General features: G+C 50.5%; 15 protein-coding genes, 1 tRNA gene and 2 pseudogenes. 11 read left to right on the top strand and 7 right to left on the bottom strand.

What is annotated here, in order from left to right:
• The 11 genes and pseudogenes from D8V06_RS07005 to D8V06_RS06955 all read left to right on the top strand — a co-directional run.
• Positions 1-149, top strand: a pseudogene (locus tag D8V06_RS07005) (MBL fold metallo-hydrolase); the annotation flags it as partial.
• 28 nt (positions 150-177) lie between these two features.
• Entirely contained in the window at positions 178-891 is a 714-nt protein-coding gene (gene purC, locus D8V06_RS07000; RefSeq protein WP_130930677.1) for a phosphoribosylaminoimidazolesuccinocarboxamide synthase, read from the top strand.
• 83 nt (positions 892-974) lie between these two features.
• Positions 975-1,064 (top strand) — tRNA-Ser (locus D8V06_RS06995).
• Positions 1,065-1,446: 382 nt separating this feature from the next.
• The gene (locus tag D8V06_RS06990) at positions 1,447-3,813 is read left to right on the top strand and encodes an AAA family ATPase (protein ID WP_130930676.1); all 2,367 of its coding nucleotides are present in this window, start codon (positions 1,447-1,449) and stop codon (positions 3,811-3,813) included.
• A gap of 469 nt (positions 3,814-4,282) precedes the next feature.
• The gene (locus tag D8V06_RS06985) at positions 4,283-5,005 is read left to right on the top strand and encodes a hypothetical protein (RefSeq protein ID WP_130930675.1); all 723 of its coding nucleotides are present in this window, start codon (positions 4,283-4,285) and stop codon (positions 5,003-5,005) included.
• A gap of 906 nt (positions 5,006-5,911) precedes the next feature.
• Positions 5,912-6,247: pseudogene (locus tag D8V06_RS06980) on the top strand (cell envelope integrity protein TolA); the annotation flags it as partial.
• 200 nt (positions 6,248-6,447) lie between these two features.
• Positions 6,448-6,663, top strand: coding sequence for a hypothetical protein (locus tag D8V06_RS06975; protein WP_130930674.1), 216 nt, complete (start codon positions 6,448-6,450; stop codon positions 6,661-6,663).
• A 134-nt stretch (positions 6,664-6,797) separates the two neighbouring features.
• Positions 6,798-7,424 carry a recombinase family protein gene (locus tag D8V06_RS06970; protein WP_130930673.1) on the top strand — a complete coding sequence of 209 codons (627 nt, stop codon included), beginning with the start codon at positions 6,798-6,800 and terminating at the stop codon, positions 7,422-7,424.
• Positions 7,425-7,571: 147 nt separating this feature from the next.
• Positions 7,572-7,793, top strand: coding sequence for a hypothetical protein (locus D8V06_RS06965; RefSeq protein ID WP_130930672.1), 222 nt, complete (start codon positions 7,572-7,574; stop codon positions 7,791-7,793).
• A gap of 21 nt (positions 7,794-7,814) precedes the next feature.
• Positions 7,815-8,462 carry a hypothetical protein gene (locus tag D8V06_RS06960; protein WP_130930671.1) on the top strand — a complete coding sequence of 216 codons (648 nt, stop codon included), beginning with the start codon at positions 7,815-7,817 and terminating at the stop codon, positions 8,460-8,462.
• Positions 8,463-9,011, top strand: a complete 549-nt coding sequence (locus D8V06_RS06955) for a hypothetical protein (protein WP_130930670.1) — start codon at positions 8,463-8,465, stop codon at positions 9,009-9,011. It abuts the gene before it with no gap.
• 233 nt (positions 9,012-9,244) lie between these two features.
• Here the strand turns inward: D8V06_RS06955 and D8V06_RS06950 are convergent, their stop codons facing one another.
• The 7 genes from D8V06_RS06950 to D8V06_RS06920 form a co-directional block, all read right to left on the bottom strand.
• Entirely contained in the window at positions 9,245-10,714 is a 1,470-nt protein-coding gene (locus D8V06_RS06950) for a tyrosine-type recombinase/integrase (protein ID WP_130930669.1), read from the bottom strand.
• Positions 10,715-10,906: 192 nt separating this feature from the next.
• Positions 10,907-12,313, bottom strand: a complete 1,407-nt coding sequence (locus D8V06_RS06945; protein ID WP_130930668.1) for an amidase — start codon at positions 12,311-12,313, stop codon at positions 10,907-10,909.
• Positions 12,310-13,638 carry an aspartate aminotransferase family protein gene (locus D8V06_RS06940; RefSeq protein ID WP_130930667.1) on the bottom strand — a complete coding sequence of 443 codons (1,329 nt, stop codon included), beginning with the start codon at positions 13,636-13,638 and terminating at the stop codon, positions 12,310-12,312. Before D8V06_RS06940 ends, D8V06_RS06945 begins: the two co-directional genes overlap by 4 nt.
• A complete protein-coding gene (locus tag D8V06_RS06935) occupies positions 13,628-14,761 on the bottom strand; it encodes an aminotransferase class III-fold pyridoxal phosphate-dependent enzyme (protein WP_130930666.1) in 1,134 nt (377 codons plus the stop codon). The genes D8V06_RS06940 and D8V06_RS06935 overlap by 11 nt, the downstream gene beginning before the upstream one ends.
• Complete coding sequence (locus D8V06_RS06930; RefSeq protein WP_130930665.1) at positions 14,761-15,630, bottom strand: TauD/TfdA family dioxygenase; 870 nt, start codon at positions 15,628-15,630, stop codon at positions 14,761-14,763. The genes D8V06_RS06935 and D8V06_RS06930 overlap by 1 nt, the downstream gene beginning before the upstream one ends.
• Before the next feature lie 12 nt (positions 15,631-15,642).
• Positions 15,643-17,175: an AMP-binding protein gene (locus D8V06_RS06925; protein WP_130930664.1), complete on the bottom strand. Its 1,533-nt coding sequence runs from the start codon at positions 17,173-17,175 to the stop codon at positions 15,643-15,645.
• A complete protein-coding gene (locus D8V06_RS06920; RefSeq protein ID WP_130930663.1) occupies positions 17,172-17,780 on the bottom strand; it encodes a thermostable hemolysin in 609 nt (202 codons plus the stop codon). The genes D8V06_RS06925 and D8V06_RS06920 overlap by 4 nt, the downstream gene beginning before the upstream one ends.
• Between the last annotated feature and the right edge of the window lie 104 nt (positions 17,781-17,884).

Here is a 17,884-nt window from a genome sequence, read left to right as displayed (position 1 = left end):
TGCAACACCTGGTCCTGGCCCATCTGAGCAGCAAGAACAACCTGCCGCAGCTGGCCCGGCAATGTTTTGTCGACACCCTCGGGTGCGACCCGGACTGGCTGCAATTGGCCGATCAAGATTCAGGGCTCGACTGGCGACATATCGCCTAGCCCATCTACTTAGCAAGCGGAGCCCATCATGGAAAAACGTGAAGAACTCTACCGCGGCAAAGCCAAGTCGGTTTACAAGACCGACGACGCTGACCGCTTGATCCTGCTGTTTCGCAACGACACTTCGGCGTTCGACGGCAAGCGCATCGAGCAGCTTGACCGCAAAGGCATGGTGAACAACAAGTTCAATGCCTTCATCATGCAGAAACTCGAAGCCGCCGGTGTGCCGACCCAGTTCGACAAACTGCTGGGCGACAATGAGTGTCTGGTGAAGAAACTGGACATGATCCCGGTTGAATGCGTTGTGCGTAACTACGCCGCTGGCAGCCTGGTCAAGCGCCTGGGTGTTGAAGAGGGCATGAAGCTCAACCCTTACACCTTCGAACTGTTCCTGAAAGACGACGCCAAGGGCGACCCGTTCATCAACGAATCCCACGTCGTGGCGTTCGGTTGGGGCACCGCCGAGCAACTGGTTCGCATGAAAGAACTGTCGCTCAAGGTCAACGAAGTCCTGAGCAAACTGTTCGACGACGCCGGCCTGCTGCTGGTCGACTTCAAACTGGAATTCGGCGTTTTCCACGACGGCACCATCGTCCTGGGTGACGAGTTCAGTCCGGACGGCTGCCGCCTGTGGGACAAGGCCACCGGCAAGAAAATGGACAAGGACCGCTTCCGTCAGGGCCTGGGTGACGTCATCGAAGCCTACGAAGAAGTCGCCAACCGTCTGGGCGTACCGCTTTAATCGACGCAAGCATCTGATAGCACAGAAATATTTCGCTCAGGGGGTTCGCTTCCGGCAAAAGTGTTGTTATGATGCGCGCCGTTGGAGAGATGCCAGAGTGGCCGAATGGGACGGATTCGAAATCCGTTGTACCTTCACCGGTACCTAGGGTTCGAATCCCTATCTCTCCGCCATATATAGAAAAGCCCCGTAATTCAATGAGTTACGGGGCTTTTTGTTTTCCGATTGTATTACTCATTTGTACTACTCCTCTAAGGCCGTCCTGGCCATTTTGAGCCGCTTTGGTTGCTTCTCCTTAGCCTCCCTCCTGGTTTGCTGAGTTCGGTCCCTGAGCTTTACCTGGCTGGCCGGGCGCTGGATTTTCGATCGGCTGCTCAAAACGTTCCGAAGTTAGGCTTTCGTATCGAGTCGGGCAATTGATAGCAGTGATCCTCTTGACGCTTCTCCGTCTGTTGATCTGGAAATATTACAATCGCAATAATCGATGTTGTCCGTTAGTCTAGTGTGCATCGCTACCCATTTATTGTGGCGTGTGCCACCGACAAGGAAGAAATAATGCTGACCAAATTCAAACTCATTAAGAACTTTGCTGTTTATGATGATTTTGATTGGGATCGCAGTGTGCGTGATAAAGGGAATAATATTGCAAAGTTCAAAAAGCTAAACATAATATATGGCAGAAATTATTCAGGTAAGACATCGCTTTCTAGAATAATTCGTTCGCTTGAGCTGAAACGTCCGCACGAGAAATATTTGAACGCTGAGTACGAGTTTTCTCATGAGGGTAGTCTAAAGTTATTGCATAGTAATTTGGATAAAAGTCCCTATGCGGTAAGGGTCTATAATAGAGACTTTGTGGACGAGAACCTGCGATGGCTCACGGATGCGGATGGCGCCATCAAGCCATTTGCGGTTCTCGGTGAAAAAAATGTATCGATTGAAGAGGCAATTTTAGAGAAGAAAAATCAGCTTGGGTCAGTCGTAGATAAGACGGGGTTGATGTACAAGCTCGATGTGGAGCGAAAGCAATATGAGGAAAAGCATAGGAGTGTTGAGAAAGAGCGGGCATCATTAGATGAACAGTTGAGAAAGAAGGCCAATGGGGAAATAAAAGTAAACTCGATATATTGTGATGTTAATTATAATCTTAATAAGATTAAGGCAGATGTCGCTTCCCTGCAAGTAACGCCTTTGGCTCCGTTGTCTATTGAGCAAAAAGCAGACCTCTTAATGCTGCTGAAAGAAGAGGCAAGGGCACCAGTTTCACTCGGCTTTTCATTCGTTAATAAGCTTCCGATGCTTTCCTTCTCTGTTGGTAAGATGCTTAGCACAGCTTTAACGCAAACATTCACTATTCAGGACTTGCTTGATGATGGGGATCTTGAAAGATGGGTAAGGGATGGTTTGGCTTATCACGAGCATTCAAAGGACTGTAAATTCTGTGGTGGGCCATTATCATCTGAGGTTTGGAGTAGATTGAATTCGCACTTTAGTCAGCAGTCTAAGGATTTTTTATATGGAATTGATTCTATAGTTCAGGTGATAGCTACAGAGCAGGATAAGTATAGAGATTTGCAGTTTCCGAGTCAGTCCGAGTTGTATTCTTCTATTCAAAAGCAGTATGGAGAGTCTATCCGTAAGCTCGGTTCCGAGGTCGGAATGTATGTTGCCGAGCTTGAGGCATTAATTGAAGCATTGATGAAGAAAAAAAATAACATCTACACCGTCATGCACGTTGAGTTTGAAACTGCGCGTGATTATGATGTTTCTAAAGCTTTGAGCGTAGTTCAAAAGCTTATTGATGAGCACAATCGCAGTTCATCAAGCCTTTCTGTAGATCAAGATGCGGCCAGGAAAACACTCCGGCTTTCAGAGGTTCAGTCTTTCGTCAAAGATATTGATTATGATAAGCGATTTAGGGATATTGATCGCTTGATGAGAGAGTGCGACCGATCCCGAATAGCCGTTCAGCGTCTTAATTCTGAAATTGAAAAAATTAAGCGAGAGGAAGAAACTCTATCTACACAGCTCATTGATGAGAGAAAGGGGGCGGATAAAGTAAATTTCTTTCTAAAAAACCATTTTGGTCATTCAGCGTTACAGTTAATTGCAAAAGAAGAGGTCGACTCTAAGGTCATCACATTTGTAATTATGCGCAATGGGAGTCCGGCGCACAACTTAAGTGAGGGTGAATGTAGTTTGGTTGCGTTTTGTTATTTTGTAGCAAAACTTGAAGAGGTTAATACGAAAGGAAAAGAGCTGATAATATGGATTGATGATCCAATTTCAAGCCTGGATAGCAACCATATTTACTTTATATATAGTTTGATTGAAAGTGTTTTAACTAAGCCGATGAGGACTGGTGAGGCAGAGGTGCTCTCGTTCAAGTATTCTCAGTTGTTCATTTCTACGCATAGCCTTGAATTTTTAAAATACTTGAAAAAAATATCAAGACCGACTAAGGATTGTGAGTACTTTATTCTTGAGCGAAAAGCTGAGTCGAGTTCTATCAAACTGATGCCGAGCTATTTGCGGAAGTATGTGACTGAGTTTAATTATCTTTTTAGTCAGATATATAAATGTGCCACGGCTGAGGCTAGTGTAGAAGGTCATGAAGCATTCTACAATTTTGGAAATAATTTGCGGAAGTTTCTTGAGGCGTATCTGTTTTATAAGTATCCGAATTCGGAGCCTAGTGATAGGAAGTTATTACGCTTTTTTGGCGGTGACAGCCTGCATGCTGATTTGGCAAATAGAATCAATAATGAACTATCCCATCTGGAAGAGATTTTCGACAGAAGTATGACACCTTTGGATATTCCAGAGATCCCGAAATTGGCGAGCTTTGTGCTGGAAACTATCAAGCAGAAAGATCCAGAGCAATATGCTGCGCTTGTCGAAAGCATCGGGGAAGTGGAATGATTGATGCGCAGCAAGTGCCTGGAGTCTCCGCGTCTCCGCGTCATCCTAGACCGGTGAGTTTGTAGAGCATTTCTGCGCCCGGACAGGGCTCTAAAAATATTTTTGCAAAGTGTTTAGAATGAGGGGGCGTAGGCCATATAATGAGCGTATGCCCATCCCCGAAAACACGTCTTGTCCGCTTTTCATTTTGGGGGAGGGTATTCTTCCCGACAAATAATTTTATAAAAAATAAAAAGTCATATTTCCGTCCCAGGTCTTCGGCCTGAAAAACTTGACTTGCAAACACAAAGAAAAGTCACAAACCCATGTGTTGTCTGGCGTAGGCATATGTTTTATGGCTGGGATATTTACTTCTCTGCTATGTCTACTACGATGTCGATCCATGTTGAGGAATAGTATTGGTGTTGTATTATTTTAAGGTGTTCTTTCATTCGTCCAACCAGGAAACAGATTTCAATCAAAAATAGATATGTTGAAAAAAGAAAAACACTACTTCCTTAAGCGCTTTATGGGAGTTTCAATTAAGTGCGATACGAATTATCCGTCATTAGTAAAGATTATAGAAGCATTGTATGTGATGGTATATGGATGCACCAAGGCCTACAATCGGCAACGCGGTTATCATGTTAGGCTTAGGTTTACAGAGAAAATGGATAGCCGTAAATTCAGCGCCCGTCTTGCTACGTTTTACAAAAGAAAGTCTGACTACATACCGCTGCGCTTATCGGTTGTTGAATGTGATGAAGACGAAGAAGGCTTACATCATCACTTCGCTATAATATTGAATGACAGGCTAGATCGGAAATCAAGCTTAAGCCGCTTTATGGCAAACCTTATGGAGGGCGGCTTTTTGAGTGATTACAAAGTTATCGGTCCTGACATTGATCCTTATGGGCATCACCTTCGAATCCTAGAAGAAAAAGATAGTTATTTTGAATGGATGAGCTATCTGGCGAAGGTCGCTACTAAGGCTGAGATTGGCCAAGTTTGGAGCCCGTGCCGCGCTATCAGTCGTGCGTTGAAGGAGTGGAAGCTCGCTGGGAAACCTGATTTGCGACAAAAACTATTAGATCAGCTCCCGAAAGATAGTATCGCGACTGGTGATGTTGTTGAACTCATGCAGTTGGTTGATGTGCCATCCGTAGTTATGTTGCCGCGTACGGTCCCTGGCGTGCTTTATGGGGCGATTTGAGCGGTAACCCTGCGCGGATATACTGGTGCTGTGTTTCAACCTCCCAAAGGCTCTTACACGCTTTTCCAAGTGCTCCTTGATTTAGCGCAGCTTTTATCTGTGTGGCTACTTTGCTGTCATACTTGGACAGCCACTGATTTGGTAACAAATATCACTGGAATGTATTTGAGTCGATTGACTAGAGAGTCGTCGTCAGTAACTGCAAAACTTTCTTTACGGGCGATATGCCATCATCATATGCTAACCGCATCATCAACCCATAAATGCTGCGGTAGCGACATGAAAGCTAAAAAGATATTTTCTGGGTGCGTCATTGGAATGACTCTGGCGACAAATTCATTTGCGGACATCGCCAATAAGTCTGCCGATCTCCATCAATCGCCCAGCCGACTCTACCTCGCCCAAGCACAACTAGATACGTCAGAAGCTGAGTCGAGGCTAAAGGCCGAGCATGATGCTACGGCAAAGGCAGTAGAAGCTGCCAAGGTCCTGGCAGCAGAAGATGCCAAGGCCAAGATGGCTGCTGCTATTCAGCTAAAGGCGATAGAAAACGCCAATAATTTGAAGTATGCGGGGGGGCTATCAGAAGCACTACAAAACAACAAAGATAAGGGTTTAGACTGGTTCAAGAACAAGCTGTTCAAGCTAGACAAAGCCTCTGTCATCACCATGTGCGATCCAGGCATATGCTACGTGGTTGCATTTAGTGGGTTGTCGGGTCTTGGAATAACCTCAGAAAATGGAGACTTCAACGGTCGACAGCTGCAAGGGCAGCTTGTACGTGTTATTGGCACTGATCGGTTCGGAAATATTGTGGTAACTAGATTAACCACAAATGATAAACCCTCGCAAAATTCACTTCCAGCGAAACACTTGGAAGAAGTGCGACAAATACCTCTAGACAAACCTGAGCGTCAGCAAGCACCGGCCGATGATGTTGGTGATGAAGTTGCGGGCAGTTTTGATGATCTGATTCGTGCTCGGGCATCAGAAGGCTGGGCTCGTCCACCGTCAGCAAAGAAAGGCATGAAAGTCGTACTACAGATCGGTATGTTACCGGATGGCACAATGAAGTCGGTCAGTGTAGCCAGGTCCAGTGGAGATACTCCATTCGATAACTCAGCGGTGGCGGCGGTCAAAAACGTCGGTCGACTGCCAGAAATGCAGGGACTTAGGCCTAGTGATTTCCAGCCCTACCGTTCATTCACGATGGTATTCACGACAGAGGATCTAACCTTGTGATCAATGGACCCCGGATGTACGCGAGGCGCTTTGAGGGTTCGTGATTCATGTGTCGTCCTCGATGCTGAAATCAGCATAGCCAAAAAACATTGACGAGCCCCTCAGCGTCTTTCCGCAGGGGGCTTGGACTATTAAAATTCCGCTTGCTCGATAATCCCGGCTGCCAACATTCGATCACCACCCACTCAAGGATGACCATCATGCCAGACAGCACAGACGCCAACATAGCCACAGCGGACGTACTAACCTTGCTGCTGCACAACCAGCACGCACTAGCCGCAGCAATTGAAGAAGTCGCCTTGTGGGCAAGGTCAACTGGTTCGCCCGAAGCACATAACAACGCCATCATGGCGCTGGATACGCTCGACACAAATGCCTCGGCCATCGCTGCTGGGATTTTCAAGTTGAGGACATAACCGCTATCAAAGAAGTCTACGTATTTGGTAATTCGCTATCCGCTTGTCAGGCGCTATCAAATACCTATTGTGGACAGATATATGATTCAACTATCATTTGTCTATCAAATTTAATGATAAAGGATAGCGCCCTGATGAACGCCCACCTCTATCTCCGAGCATCGACCAAAGACCAGGACGCGAACCGAGCAAAGATCGCATTAGAGATGTTCGCTTGCGAGAAAGGATTGCACATCATTGGCGTTTACGCTGAGAACATCACTGGCACCAAGCTCAACCGTCCTGAGTTGCTTGCTTTGCTTAATACAGCCCAGAGTGGAGACGTGCTGTTGGTTGAGTCTGTTGATCGTCTCAGCCGCCTCTCACAGGTTGACTGGGACACTCTCAAAGCCACCATCAAATCCAAGGGGCTTCGGTTAGTGGTGGCCGATCTGCCTACCAGTCACATGCTGGTTGAAGCACAGGGGATTACAGGCCAAATAATGGATGTGATCAACAATATGCTGATTGATTTGATGGCAACCATGGCACGTCTGGATCAGGAGAAGCGTGTGGAGCGCATCAAGCAGGGGCTGGAAAACAAACGTGCCGCTGATCCTGAATGGAAACCAGCAGGTAGAGGTAGGAGCGTTGCCAAGTGGAACAAGGTACAAGACGTGATGCGTAAGCATCCGACGATGTCCGCTGATGAGGTAGCACTGCTTGCTGGCTGCGGCATTGCCACGGTCTACAGGATCAAGCGAGAAACAAAAGCTGCATGACGGGGGCTCGTCTAAAGGGGAGGCGACTCACAAAGCACCATTTTTCATGGTCTCTCATCTGGTTTTTGGCGGGGGCAGGGTGCATGTACTCTTGATTTACATGCTAGGATAGACTGTAATTTTATTACACATGTTAAAGGAAGCAAAATGGAAAACGAAGATAAGCCGCTTAAAAAGAGTGAACTATCTCGGACGACACCGCCAGTTATGCCAATGGGCTTTAGGATTGGGATTACCCCTGAAGTTATAGTGGTTGATCTTGTGGATGCCCCCAATGCGAAAGAGTCAAAAATATTTTACTCGATAGCCTTAACTAAGGAATCTGCAAAGAACTTGCGTGATGCTCTTGTTGATTTCCTTGAAAAGTGATTGCGAGAGGGGCGTAATGCGATGGATTACATGTTTTTAAATTTTCGTCAAGGACGCTCAGAGAACCTTGCTTTAGAAGTAAAGGAGTATGTAGGCTTAACAGAAAAAACTGTTCCGGAAACTACGCACTACACAGGCCTGACCGTTAATCCAGTTGAAGACATTCTTGACGACGCCTGCGATAGTTATAGGGCTGAATGGTATAGCCTGATATCTCATAGCTCTTTTAGCCCTAAATTTGTTGATGCCAAACTTGTTTTCTTTGCAGACCCAGAAAAAGAAAAAAATGCGTGCATTAGCAACTCTGTTTACAAACGCTTAGAGCATGCTGTTTATTGCCGTTTGAAGAAGTTTGAAGAGGAAGAAAGCGCAAAGCAGGAAGAGAAATTGCTGTCCTCTCTTTCGGAGTTTTGTAGGTACCTTCCGGATCTCGACCGTCCTGATGCTAATTTTTTCGTTGATGAGAAGACTGGCGGTGTCGGCGTAACAATTAAAAAGTCTGGGACGCTTTCTTTATTGGTGCACGCCCCAGGCTCTGTCGATTTTTCGTATGCGTCTAAAGGCCGATTTGGGGGCTTGGTTCGAATAACTGGTACCGCCAAACTAACAAAAAATATTGAAAACTCCGAGCATATCAAGAGTCTTTTGGAGTTCTTAGGGGGCAAATGAATGCCGCGATTTATCGAAATCATTCCGTATCTTTTTCGCTATTTAAAAAGCTCCCACATCAAGGACGAAATTGATTGGGCAAGCATTATGAGCGAAATTGAACTTGAGTGCGAAAGCACCGATATGGTAACTGATGATGCGCTTGAGCTTCGAGCGAACGAGGATTATGTTTCGCTGTTTTGGTCTTGCAAAGATAATGATGTAATGAAAATTCTAGATACTCTTAATGAGTTAAAACATCGAGGGCGAGATAGCTTTTCTGCTAAGTCTGGGATGCTCAAAATAAATGCAATTGAAGCGTTGTCTCAAATAAATGATGTTGAAGACATGATTGTGTTTAAATGTACTGATAGTGATCCGGGTGCCTGTATTCATCACGGTCTTTATTATGTCACTGATAGTGCTCTGGATCGGCTAGAAGTTAGAAGTAGTATTGTTGAGATGTCTGAGTTCTTTGCCATTAAAAAGGTAGATCGGCAGAGTAGGCAAATTTTAAAGCTTGACTCTGGTTCTCGTTTCGAAATGGTGTGTGAGAGTGTTTCTATCTAGGTGCCTCGGAACCTGCCATTCAATTTTTAACTGCCTCACTTTCCGTTGACTGGTATTTGCTCTTGATTTTGTGTATTGAGCAAATTTAAAGGGGGGCTTTTCCTTCGATTGGACTTCATCCAAAAAGCCCTCCATGTCAAGAAGGGCCGGAGGGGGGGGATTTTTCGGGTCCCATCCAGGTACCAAGTACCATGTACCTGCTAGCAGGTACCAGTACTCTTCTATTTGGCCGGTCATAGTTTGGCCCCCAGAATTGAGGGGAGCTTTGATATGGCTGCAAGCATTTGAACGGGGCTTGCTCCTTTGCTGTATATGTCAAAGGTTACTAGGCCTGTTTCGTGCCCTACCAATTGTGCAATGATCGGTCCTGGCACATCTTGCCTTAGCAACTGGGTGATGACAGTTATCCGAATGCTGTGGAATACGTGACTCGTACCAAAACCAAGGTCGGTCTTCAGGCGGCCAAATGCCTTCGATAGGGCATCAGAACGCTTCCCGTACTTATTCCGGCTCGAAGATGGGATCAGATAACCATCCTTGGTATCCGTAGCCAGTCGTTTGACTGTCGCTTTGAGGCTCGGGTGGATAGGTACCCGTCGAATTCCTGCGGCAGTTTTACTGTCAGTGATGTCGAAAAACTCTACGCCTTCAGCCGTCAGCAGGTTTTCGACACGAAGCTTGCATAGTTCTTCTATGCGCGCCCCTGTCAGCGAAGCCAGAGTAATAAGGTCTGCTAGCGGGTTAAGATTTCGATGCCTCGCTGCTTCTAGCAATTTGGCCAGTTCGGCAATGGTGTAGTCTTTTCTACGCGCATCCGCTCTCGCTTTGCCTCGTACCTTGGGAAGGTCATGGTTCTCGAATGGATTCGCCCTATCTTTGAATTCAGAGCGCCATGGGGCGTCGTATCGTATTGCCCACTTCCAAAACATGCTTCCTGCTAGCAGATATTGCGTAAGGGTTTTCGACGCAAGCTCTAGGCCATTCAACCATTCCCCAACGCTTTCCGACGAGAGATGGTTCTGAGATTGCTTTAAGAAGGCTGCCAACTTTCGTAGCTTGGACTCCTGCTGATCAATCGTTTTTTGATCAATATGTTGGGCTTTTCGATGTTTCTGAAAGGCCTCAAGGCGAGCCTCAGTGATAGCAGGTTCGTGTCGATGTGTGGTCGGGCTTGCAATGATCTCGACTAGTTCGCGAGATTGCTCATCATTTATGTTAAAGCCCTCGGTGTAGACATCATGGAGCACATCTTTCAGGAACTCCGTCACCACATTGTAAGCGTTCAACTTGTCTTGCAGTTCATTGCCAGTGGTAGGCGGAAGGATCGCCTGTACACCCTTCAAAAAATCTGGATCGGCCAACATGAAAGCCTCCAGCCTTTCTACATCCCGCTTCGGCCCTGTATAGGGTTCACCAATGGCGGCACGTTTTTTCTGTTTGTTCATTTCATCTAAGGCCAAAGTGAGACGTATGGCGTTTTCTTGCCAGTCGCTGGGTAGCGTCCGTTGTCCACGTGCAGCCGCGATCTGAGCCCTCCACGCAGCCAAGTACGCATGACTTGCGTGCAAAGCTTCACGATGGGATGTAGTTTTCAAAGACCTAATGAAGACGCTGCGTCCGATTTTCGATACAACGTCGCTTGGCACCTTCAGTCTGACGTACCAATTTTCTTCGTTCTTTTTTTTGATCAAGTGGTCAGCCATCGACTACGGCCCTGAATGCTATTTGTACTACTTGTTTGTACTACTTTTGAAGTGTTTAGTCTATAAATTGCTTGTTCTATAGGGCGTTGAGTGTATTTGGGGTCGCCTCCCTATCTCTCCGCCATTACATAGAAAAAGCCCCGTAGCTGAACAAGCTACGGGGCTTTTTTGTTTGTGGTGTCTCGTAAAGACTTACGGCACGGGAATCACTGCCTGCCATTTTGGCAAGGCAGCTTCGAGGCGTTTGCCGAACTCGATCAATCGCCCCTCCTGCCAGTGCGGGGCAACGATCTGGATGCCAATGGGCAGGCCGCTTGTCTGATCGATACCTGCCGGTATGACCAGCGTCGGTGAGCCCGACAAGCTGAACGGGAACACGTAGCCATACTGGTGACGATCATCCAGGGAACGGCCGTGCTCGAACGCGACCTCAGGATGAACCGGAGTGATCAGCAGGTCGTGGCTTCTGAAGAACGCCGCTAATTGGTAGCGCATACGGTCCAGATTGTTCCAGTCCGATTTCACCTGATCGATGCTGCATTCCACTTCCTCGCTCATCGTCACCAAGCCTTTCAGGGCTGGGGTGAAGGACCGTTTGTCGATATCGCTGAACAACTGCTTCCAGCCACGTGCCGAGTCGCCGCCGGTGATGAACAGGCGCCACAGCACCTCGCAGGACTCTTCGAGCATGGGTGGCTGCTCATTGCTGACGCTGGCGACAATCGCGCGGGTCAGTTCTCGCACCCGGTCGAGCGTCCTGGCGACGGCGGGTGAAGGCGATACACGAGCGGTTTCATATACAAACGCCACTCGGAGTTGATCCAGTGGTTTGTCCGCGCCTTGCCACGGGACATCGACAGTATCAGGATCGTGTCCATCGGGACCGGCGATGAGCCGTCCAAGGACCTCAACGTCCGCAACATAGCGACCCATGACGCCGAAGCTGGAGGTGTGGTGGAAAAGTCCCGCGCGTTCCCGTGGAAACTGTCCGGTTAGCGGTACTCGACCTTGAGTCAATTTGAAACCGCAGATGCCGTTGAAATGGGCCGGTATCCGCACGCTGCCGCAGGCGTCCGACGCCAGTCCTGCGGGAGAAGTCCCGGCAGCGATTGCGGCGGCCTCACCGCCGCTGCTACCGCCCGCCGAGTGGTTCAGGTTGTGAGGGTTGCGGGTCAGGCCATAGATAAGGTTGTCGGTTTCAAAGGCCATGCACAGTTCGGGAACATTGGTCAGGCCGATGATGATTGCGCCGGCCGCACGTAGCCGCGCCACGGCGGTGGCATCGTTCTGACTGGTATCGCCCAGAAACTCACCGATTCCGCGCGACAGCCTATACCCTTTGACGTGCAACACGTCTTTGATGGTGATCGGCACACCGTGCAGCGATCCCAGGATCTGGCCCTGCGATACCGCGATGTCTGCTTCTCGGGCCTCGGCCAGAATCGCTTCATCGGTGCGTTTCTGGATCACCGCGTTGATGGCAGGGTTGCGTTCCGCCAGCGCCTGCAGGTAGTGGCGAGTGATGGCTTCGCTGGTCAGGGACGACTGACGGATCAGCGACGCCATTTCAGTCAGGGAAAGTTCGTCCACTCGGATCATTTGCCAGCACTCCGTGGGGTCATTGCGTAGGGGATGCGGTAGAGGTTACGGATGATCGGCGCCATCAGTTTGAGCATCCACCGTGGCTTGGCCGCGACGACTTCGAGTGACTCCTCCAGGGCCATGAGCACCTGTCTGACTTCGTCGACGCTGATGGTCAGCGGAGGATAGAAACGCAACACCGGCGCCGCGGCTTTTTCGTTCATCGAGTGCCCTGCGTGAACCCCGCGTTTGGTCAGTTCCATGCTGATCATGGCTTCCCATACCGCGCCCTTGAGACGGATGCCGGTCATCAGACCGATTGACGGAGCGTCGCTGATGATCTGTGGGTAGTTTTGCGCCAGTCGCTGCAATCCCTGGCCCAGCATTGTGCTGGCTGCCAGGGAAAGTTCGATCAAGCGGTTGTCTTCAATTGCCCGTATCGCCGCCAGGGCGGTTTCACAGGCGAAAGGCAAACCACCCTGGCCGCAGACCAGATTTTCCAGCGGGTCGAGCGGCATATGGTCGATTAGCGCACGGCTGTACATCACTGCCGCGATCGCGGCATAACCACCGGTCAGCCCTTTGGACAGCACCATGATGTCGGGCACTACATTGTCGTAGTCAACGGCGAACCATTTGCCGCAACGCCCGAAGGCGGTCTGGATTTCATCGGCGATCATCAGGCAACCATGGGCGCTGCACAGTTCCCGGATCCGTGTGTTGTAACCCTTCTCGGGAAGAGTCAGGTAAGCCCCTCCCAGTATCGGTTCGATGTAGACCGCTGCTACATGGTCATCGATTGACTCCTCCAGTGCTGTGAAATCACCGTAGGGGATGAAATCGACAGACAGGCGATTCAAGCCATGCTGATTGCTCTGGTACTGCTGACCGAGGATCGCCATGGTGGTGAGTGTCTTGCCATGATAAGCATTACGCATGACCACGATCCGCTGGCGTGGAAACTGGCGTTTGAGTACGTAGCGCAGTGTTTGCTCAATGGCCTCGGCACCGGTCATGGTGTACCGGACGTCGCCCCATTCCCCGGGAGCCAGGCGTTTGAGGGTTTCGCTCAGCAGGCGTTGCGAATCGTGGGACAGGCCTTCGGGTTGCCAGGCCATTCGGTTCAGTTGGCGTTGGCTGGCGTTCTTGACCTGTGGATTCTGATGGCCAACCAGGAATATTCCATAGCTACAGGCGCAGTCGATGAAATGATTGCCACGATGGTCGGTGACGATTGCGCCGTCGGCCGTGTGCTCGATGCCGGTATTGGCGATGCGATAAAGTTTGGCTGCCGAGGGTGTCCAGTGTCTGTAGCAGTCGTCCAGCAGCTGATCAAGCGGCATGTTCGAGGGTCCTTTTAATGATGCGGGCGGCGTCGACGACGCGTTCGGTTCGCGCAACCAATGGGCAACGCAACAGCAGTTCGGGGCCGCCTGGTCGGCGTATATGCACGCCGGCGGTATACAGCGACTGTTGCAGCTCGAAAGCCTGTTCGATGCTGTTTAGCGGTACTTTGACGATGCCGCCGATAGCCAGAGCATTGAAGTCAGCCAGTTCTGCCGCGAGCACTGTACCGTTGCGATGGGTGCGGCTGTCCAGCCGATGGTCCCTGACATGGTTCAGGGCGGCTTGCGCCGCAATGCACGACGGTGGATTGCCAGCGGTGGTGCTGCCGTGTTTGGCGGGCGAAGCTTTGCCATAGGCTTTGTAAGCCAGCGCATGGCTGCAGGTGTAGGTGCCGATGGGGATGCAACCACCGCCCAGGCTTTTACCCAGCACAACAATATCCGGCCGGGCACCGCTCAAGTCTTGCGAGAGTAAATGTCCGACGCTGCCCAGGCAGGTGTCCACATCGTTGAACAGGGTAGGAATTCGCCGGCTGTTGGCGATCCGCTCCAGGCTGGCGATCAGCGTCGGCTCAACCGCTTCAAGCAAGCCGTCGTGAGTCGTGCGCAGCGGGCCGTAACACAAGGCGAAACAATCCTGCCAGATCGCCTTGTCTGGCAGATCGTGCACCGAGTGCACATGCACGACCTTGATTCCAAGAAAATCACCAAGCTGCGGGTAAAAGTGTGGAGCACTCAGATAGCGTCCGTAAGACAGCGATCCATGTGCCACGCCGCCGACACTGATAATGGTGCGTCGGTGAGGGTTGATCGAGCGGGCCAGTTTCAGCGCCCCTTCAAATGCCTCGTCACCAGAATTGCAGACATAGGAGTTTTCTAGCCCTTCGGGCATTAACTCGCTGAGTTGCTTGCACAACTGGATTAACGGCGCAGACAACAGGACGCGGTTTGACAGGCCGATTTTGTCTATCTGGCGGCTCACTGCATTTACCACCTCGGGTACCTGCAGTCCGAACCCGCCACTCAAGTCGATCAAATGATGGCCATTGTTGTCGATGAAACTCTCGTATTGGCCTTTTACCGCCCAGGTTTGGCCCGGGTCATTCGTATGCGCGACCATCAGCGGTAGCTCAGTGCGTTGTAGATGCGTCGCTGAGCATCGATGATCGGGTTTCGGCCATGCATGACCCTGCGGTTATCGATCATCACCAGATCCAGGTCGTTCCAGCCCACGATGTGAGTGTGGCGTTCAGTGACGTGGGTGATTTCCGCCCATAGGTCGGGGGAGATCTCCTCGTCGTTTTCGAAGTCGATCACTGGCTTTTCATAGTTGAACGAGGGGCCGAGCATACTGTTGGCGAAGGCCGGAAAATTACAAAAACTCGAGGTCTGGTATGCCCGAACACAGAACGCATAGGTAACGCAGTCGGTATCCGGGTTGTACGCCATCCGGGTGTTCGATTGCTCGCCGATGATCTCGCTCAGATGTTCAAAACGGGCGTCATCCATTTGTTGAATCTGCGGATTGTGGTGGCAGACGAATTTGCGCCATTTTTCGCCGGGAACTGTGCGGCGGTAGCGGATCCGTTTGTTTTCGAAATGCCGGCGCGTCTGTTCGCTCAGATCCCGATAGACCGAAACCCCATCGCATAACGTCGTTTGTGATCCTTTGGTGGGGGCAATCTCGCAGAAGAACCAGGTCAGGTCAGGCCAGATCGGAGCGTTGCCGTTCTCGCAGTGCAGACCGACGGCATCGGTTCCTGCATCCACCAGTTGCGCCCCGCTCTGGGTAATCTCGCGGCCCGGATCCAGACTCAGGCGTGAGCTGTGTTTTTTCACAAAGGCGCCGAACTCATCCACGGAGCGGATGCAGTTGCGCAAGATGATCACGCCCGTGTTCGAGAGCTCTTCGAAGAGGCCTTGAGTGTCGTTGATCAACGCTTGCTCGCCGTCGCCGATGACCCGCGCCGGATAGATTGATTGAGTCATTTCGATGCTCCTTCAGAGAATGTGAGTTTGACGATGCAAGTCGGTGGCGTGCGCTCTGCGGGCGGGGCCGTTGAGGGCGCAGAGGCTTTGAAGCAGCGCAGAGTCCGGCGCCAATGGCCAAATGAGCTCAGGTCGTTCGACTTCCGAGAAACGCTGTTGCGCCCATTCCTGAGTGATCTGTTGGTCAAACGCTGGTCCGACGTTGAGCACAATTGCCAGTTGCCCAAGAGCCGTCATGAATAGCAGGGCATCGTTCACACCGGATTGCTCTTTGAATTCGAGCTCGATCTGTTCCGGAGAAACATTGCGGCCGTTAGGCAGGCAGATAATGTTTTTCTCGCGCCCCGTGATGAAGAGAAAGCCATCACCATCGAGCGTGCCGATATCGCCCGTGCGCAACCAGCCATCTTCCGTAAAGGAGCAGGCACTCGGGTCGACCCATGAATAGCCCCGGAAGAGTGAGGTGCTTTGAATTTCCACCCGTTGTTCGGCAGTCACCCTGACCTGTACATGAGGCAAGGGTTTGCCGACGCTGCCCGGTTTGTTGGCGGTGGGCGTATTGACGCTGATGACCGAGCCGTTCTCGCTCAGTCCGTAGCCCTGATAAACTTGAATACCGAAGTCGCCGAGGCGTTGAAGTTTCTCACTGCTGATTGGAGCGCCACCTGCGGTGATGTACAGCTGGTCGCGCAGAAACGAAAGAAGTTGAGAGGCCGTATTTGATTCGGCAAAGTCGAGGAATGCGTCGAGCATGATCGGCGGTACGGTGACCGCGCTTGCGCGGACAGCGAACAACTGTTGAAGAATCGCCGTTGCAGTGAACCCTGTCTCGCCTATCAACGGGGTGTGCTCGTCAAGGAAGTAAACCGTACCGCCGGATAGCAACGGCAGGTAAACCGCCGTGACCTGTTCAATCAACAGGCTCAAGGGCACCACCGACAGGTAGCGTTTTTGCGACGTTGCCGGCACTGCGTCGAGCAGCGAATGCAAGACCGAGCTCAGGCCACCAAGGCTTTGCTTAACCCCTTTAGGTTTGCTGGTGGTGCCAGACGTATGGATGACCTTGCAGATCCACTCGGCGTCCGGGCTTTCGATGATGGCTGGACCCGAAGGCATTGAAATCGGTGTCTGCAGCGCGTTCGACACATGAATCTGCTGACTGGCTTTCAAGCTGATTTCCCAGCGTTTTTCCAGGGTTTCCAGACCTTTGTCATCCACCAGAAATCCCGAACACTCAAACGCCAGATGCTCAGCCTGGTACTTGCTGAACCCCAAAGGGAGTGGCAGCGAAGTGAAGCCATGGAGCAGGCAAGCCAGGTCAGCGATAACCCAGTCGCTGGCATTGCGCATGACGATGCCAATAGTGCGCTGTTCACCAGTGAACCGGGCGGTCATGTGCTGCCCCAACTGTCTGGCATGTTCCAGCATTTGGGCGTAGCTCAAACAACGTCCACCTGAACCATCGGCCGATGCAATATCGACGAGGCACGCGGCATCCGGGGTGCGTTGCACTTGGGCCAGCAAGTCCGAGACGAGATGAGTCATGCTGCTTGCCCACTCTGTACCTGAGGCTGAAACACGGTTTTGAGGATTGTTTCGTGATAGTGGTGGGCCATTTCGCCCAGTTTGATATAGCCGGTGATGGGCGTCTGGTCGTAGTAGGAACCCCACTCGATTTCTGCCTTGGGCGTCATCCGTTGCGGATCGGCGTTGCAGATTTTGTTGAACCTGACGTTGCAGTTACCCATGACTTCGATCGAGCGGGGTGTGCTGGTACACAACAAGTAGCGTGCGCCCATGCACCAGGTCACTACCGAGAGCATGTTGAACAGTGTCTGTCCGGCGATTGGGTTGATTGATGCAACACTGCCGACTTCTGCGATGCAGTCGCGCTCGATGTGGGTATTGGTGATTGTAGAAAGTGTTTCTTGGCAACTCGCGTCCAGATAGCATTCGGATAGCAGTGGACTTGACTTGGCAAAAGTCAGGCCGGCACAGGATTGAATGGAGTCAGCATTGTTCAGAACGATCAGAAAATATTCGGGAGAGGGCTCTATTATTGCCTCGTAAGACTTCATGTAGCGATGTTTGACGAATGTAACGGCGGACTTCCACAATAAAGAGTTGCGCTTGGCTACTTGTACTTGCATATAGGGTTCCTTGTTTTTATGGGGTGAATGGTTTGTTGCTTGGGTTGTGTTGTTTTTATTATTTGTGGTGTCTCTGAATGTGCGCGCACAGTAGCAAAGCTGGA

This window comes from Pseudomonas sp. Sample_24, assembly GCF_004307605.1.
Classification (GTDB): domain Bacteria; phylum Pseudomonadota; class Gammaproteobacteria; order Pseudomonadales; family Pseudomonadaceae; genus Aquipseudomonas.
Note: the sequence above shows the minus strand (reverse complement) of the source record. Positions and strands in the feature narration are given on the sequence as shown.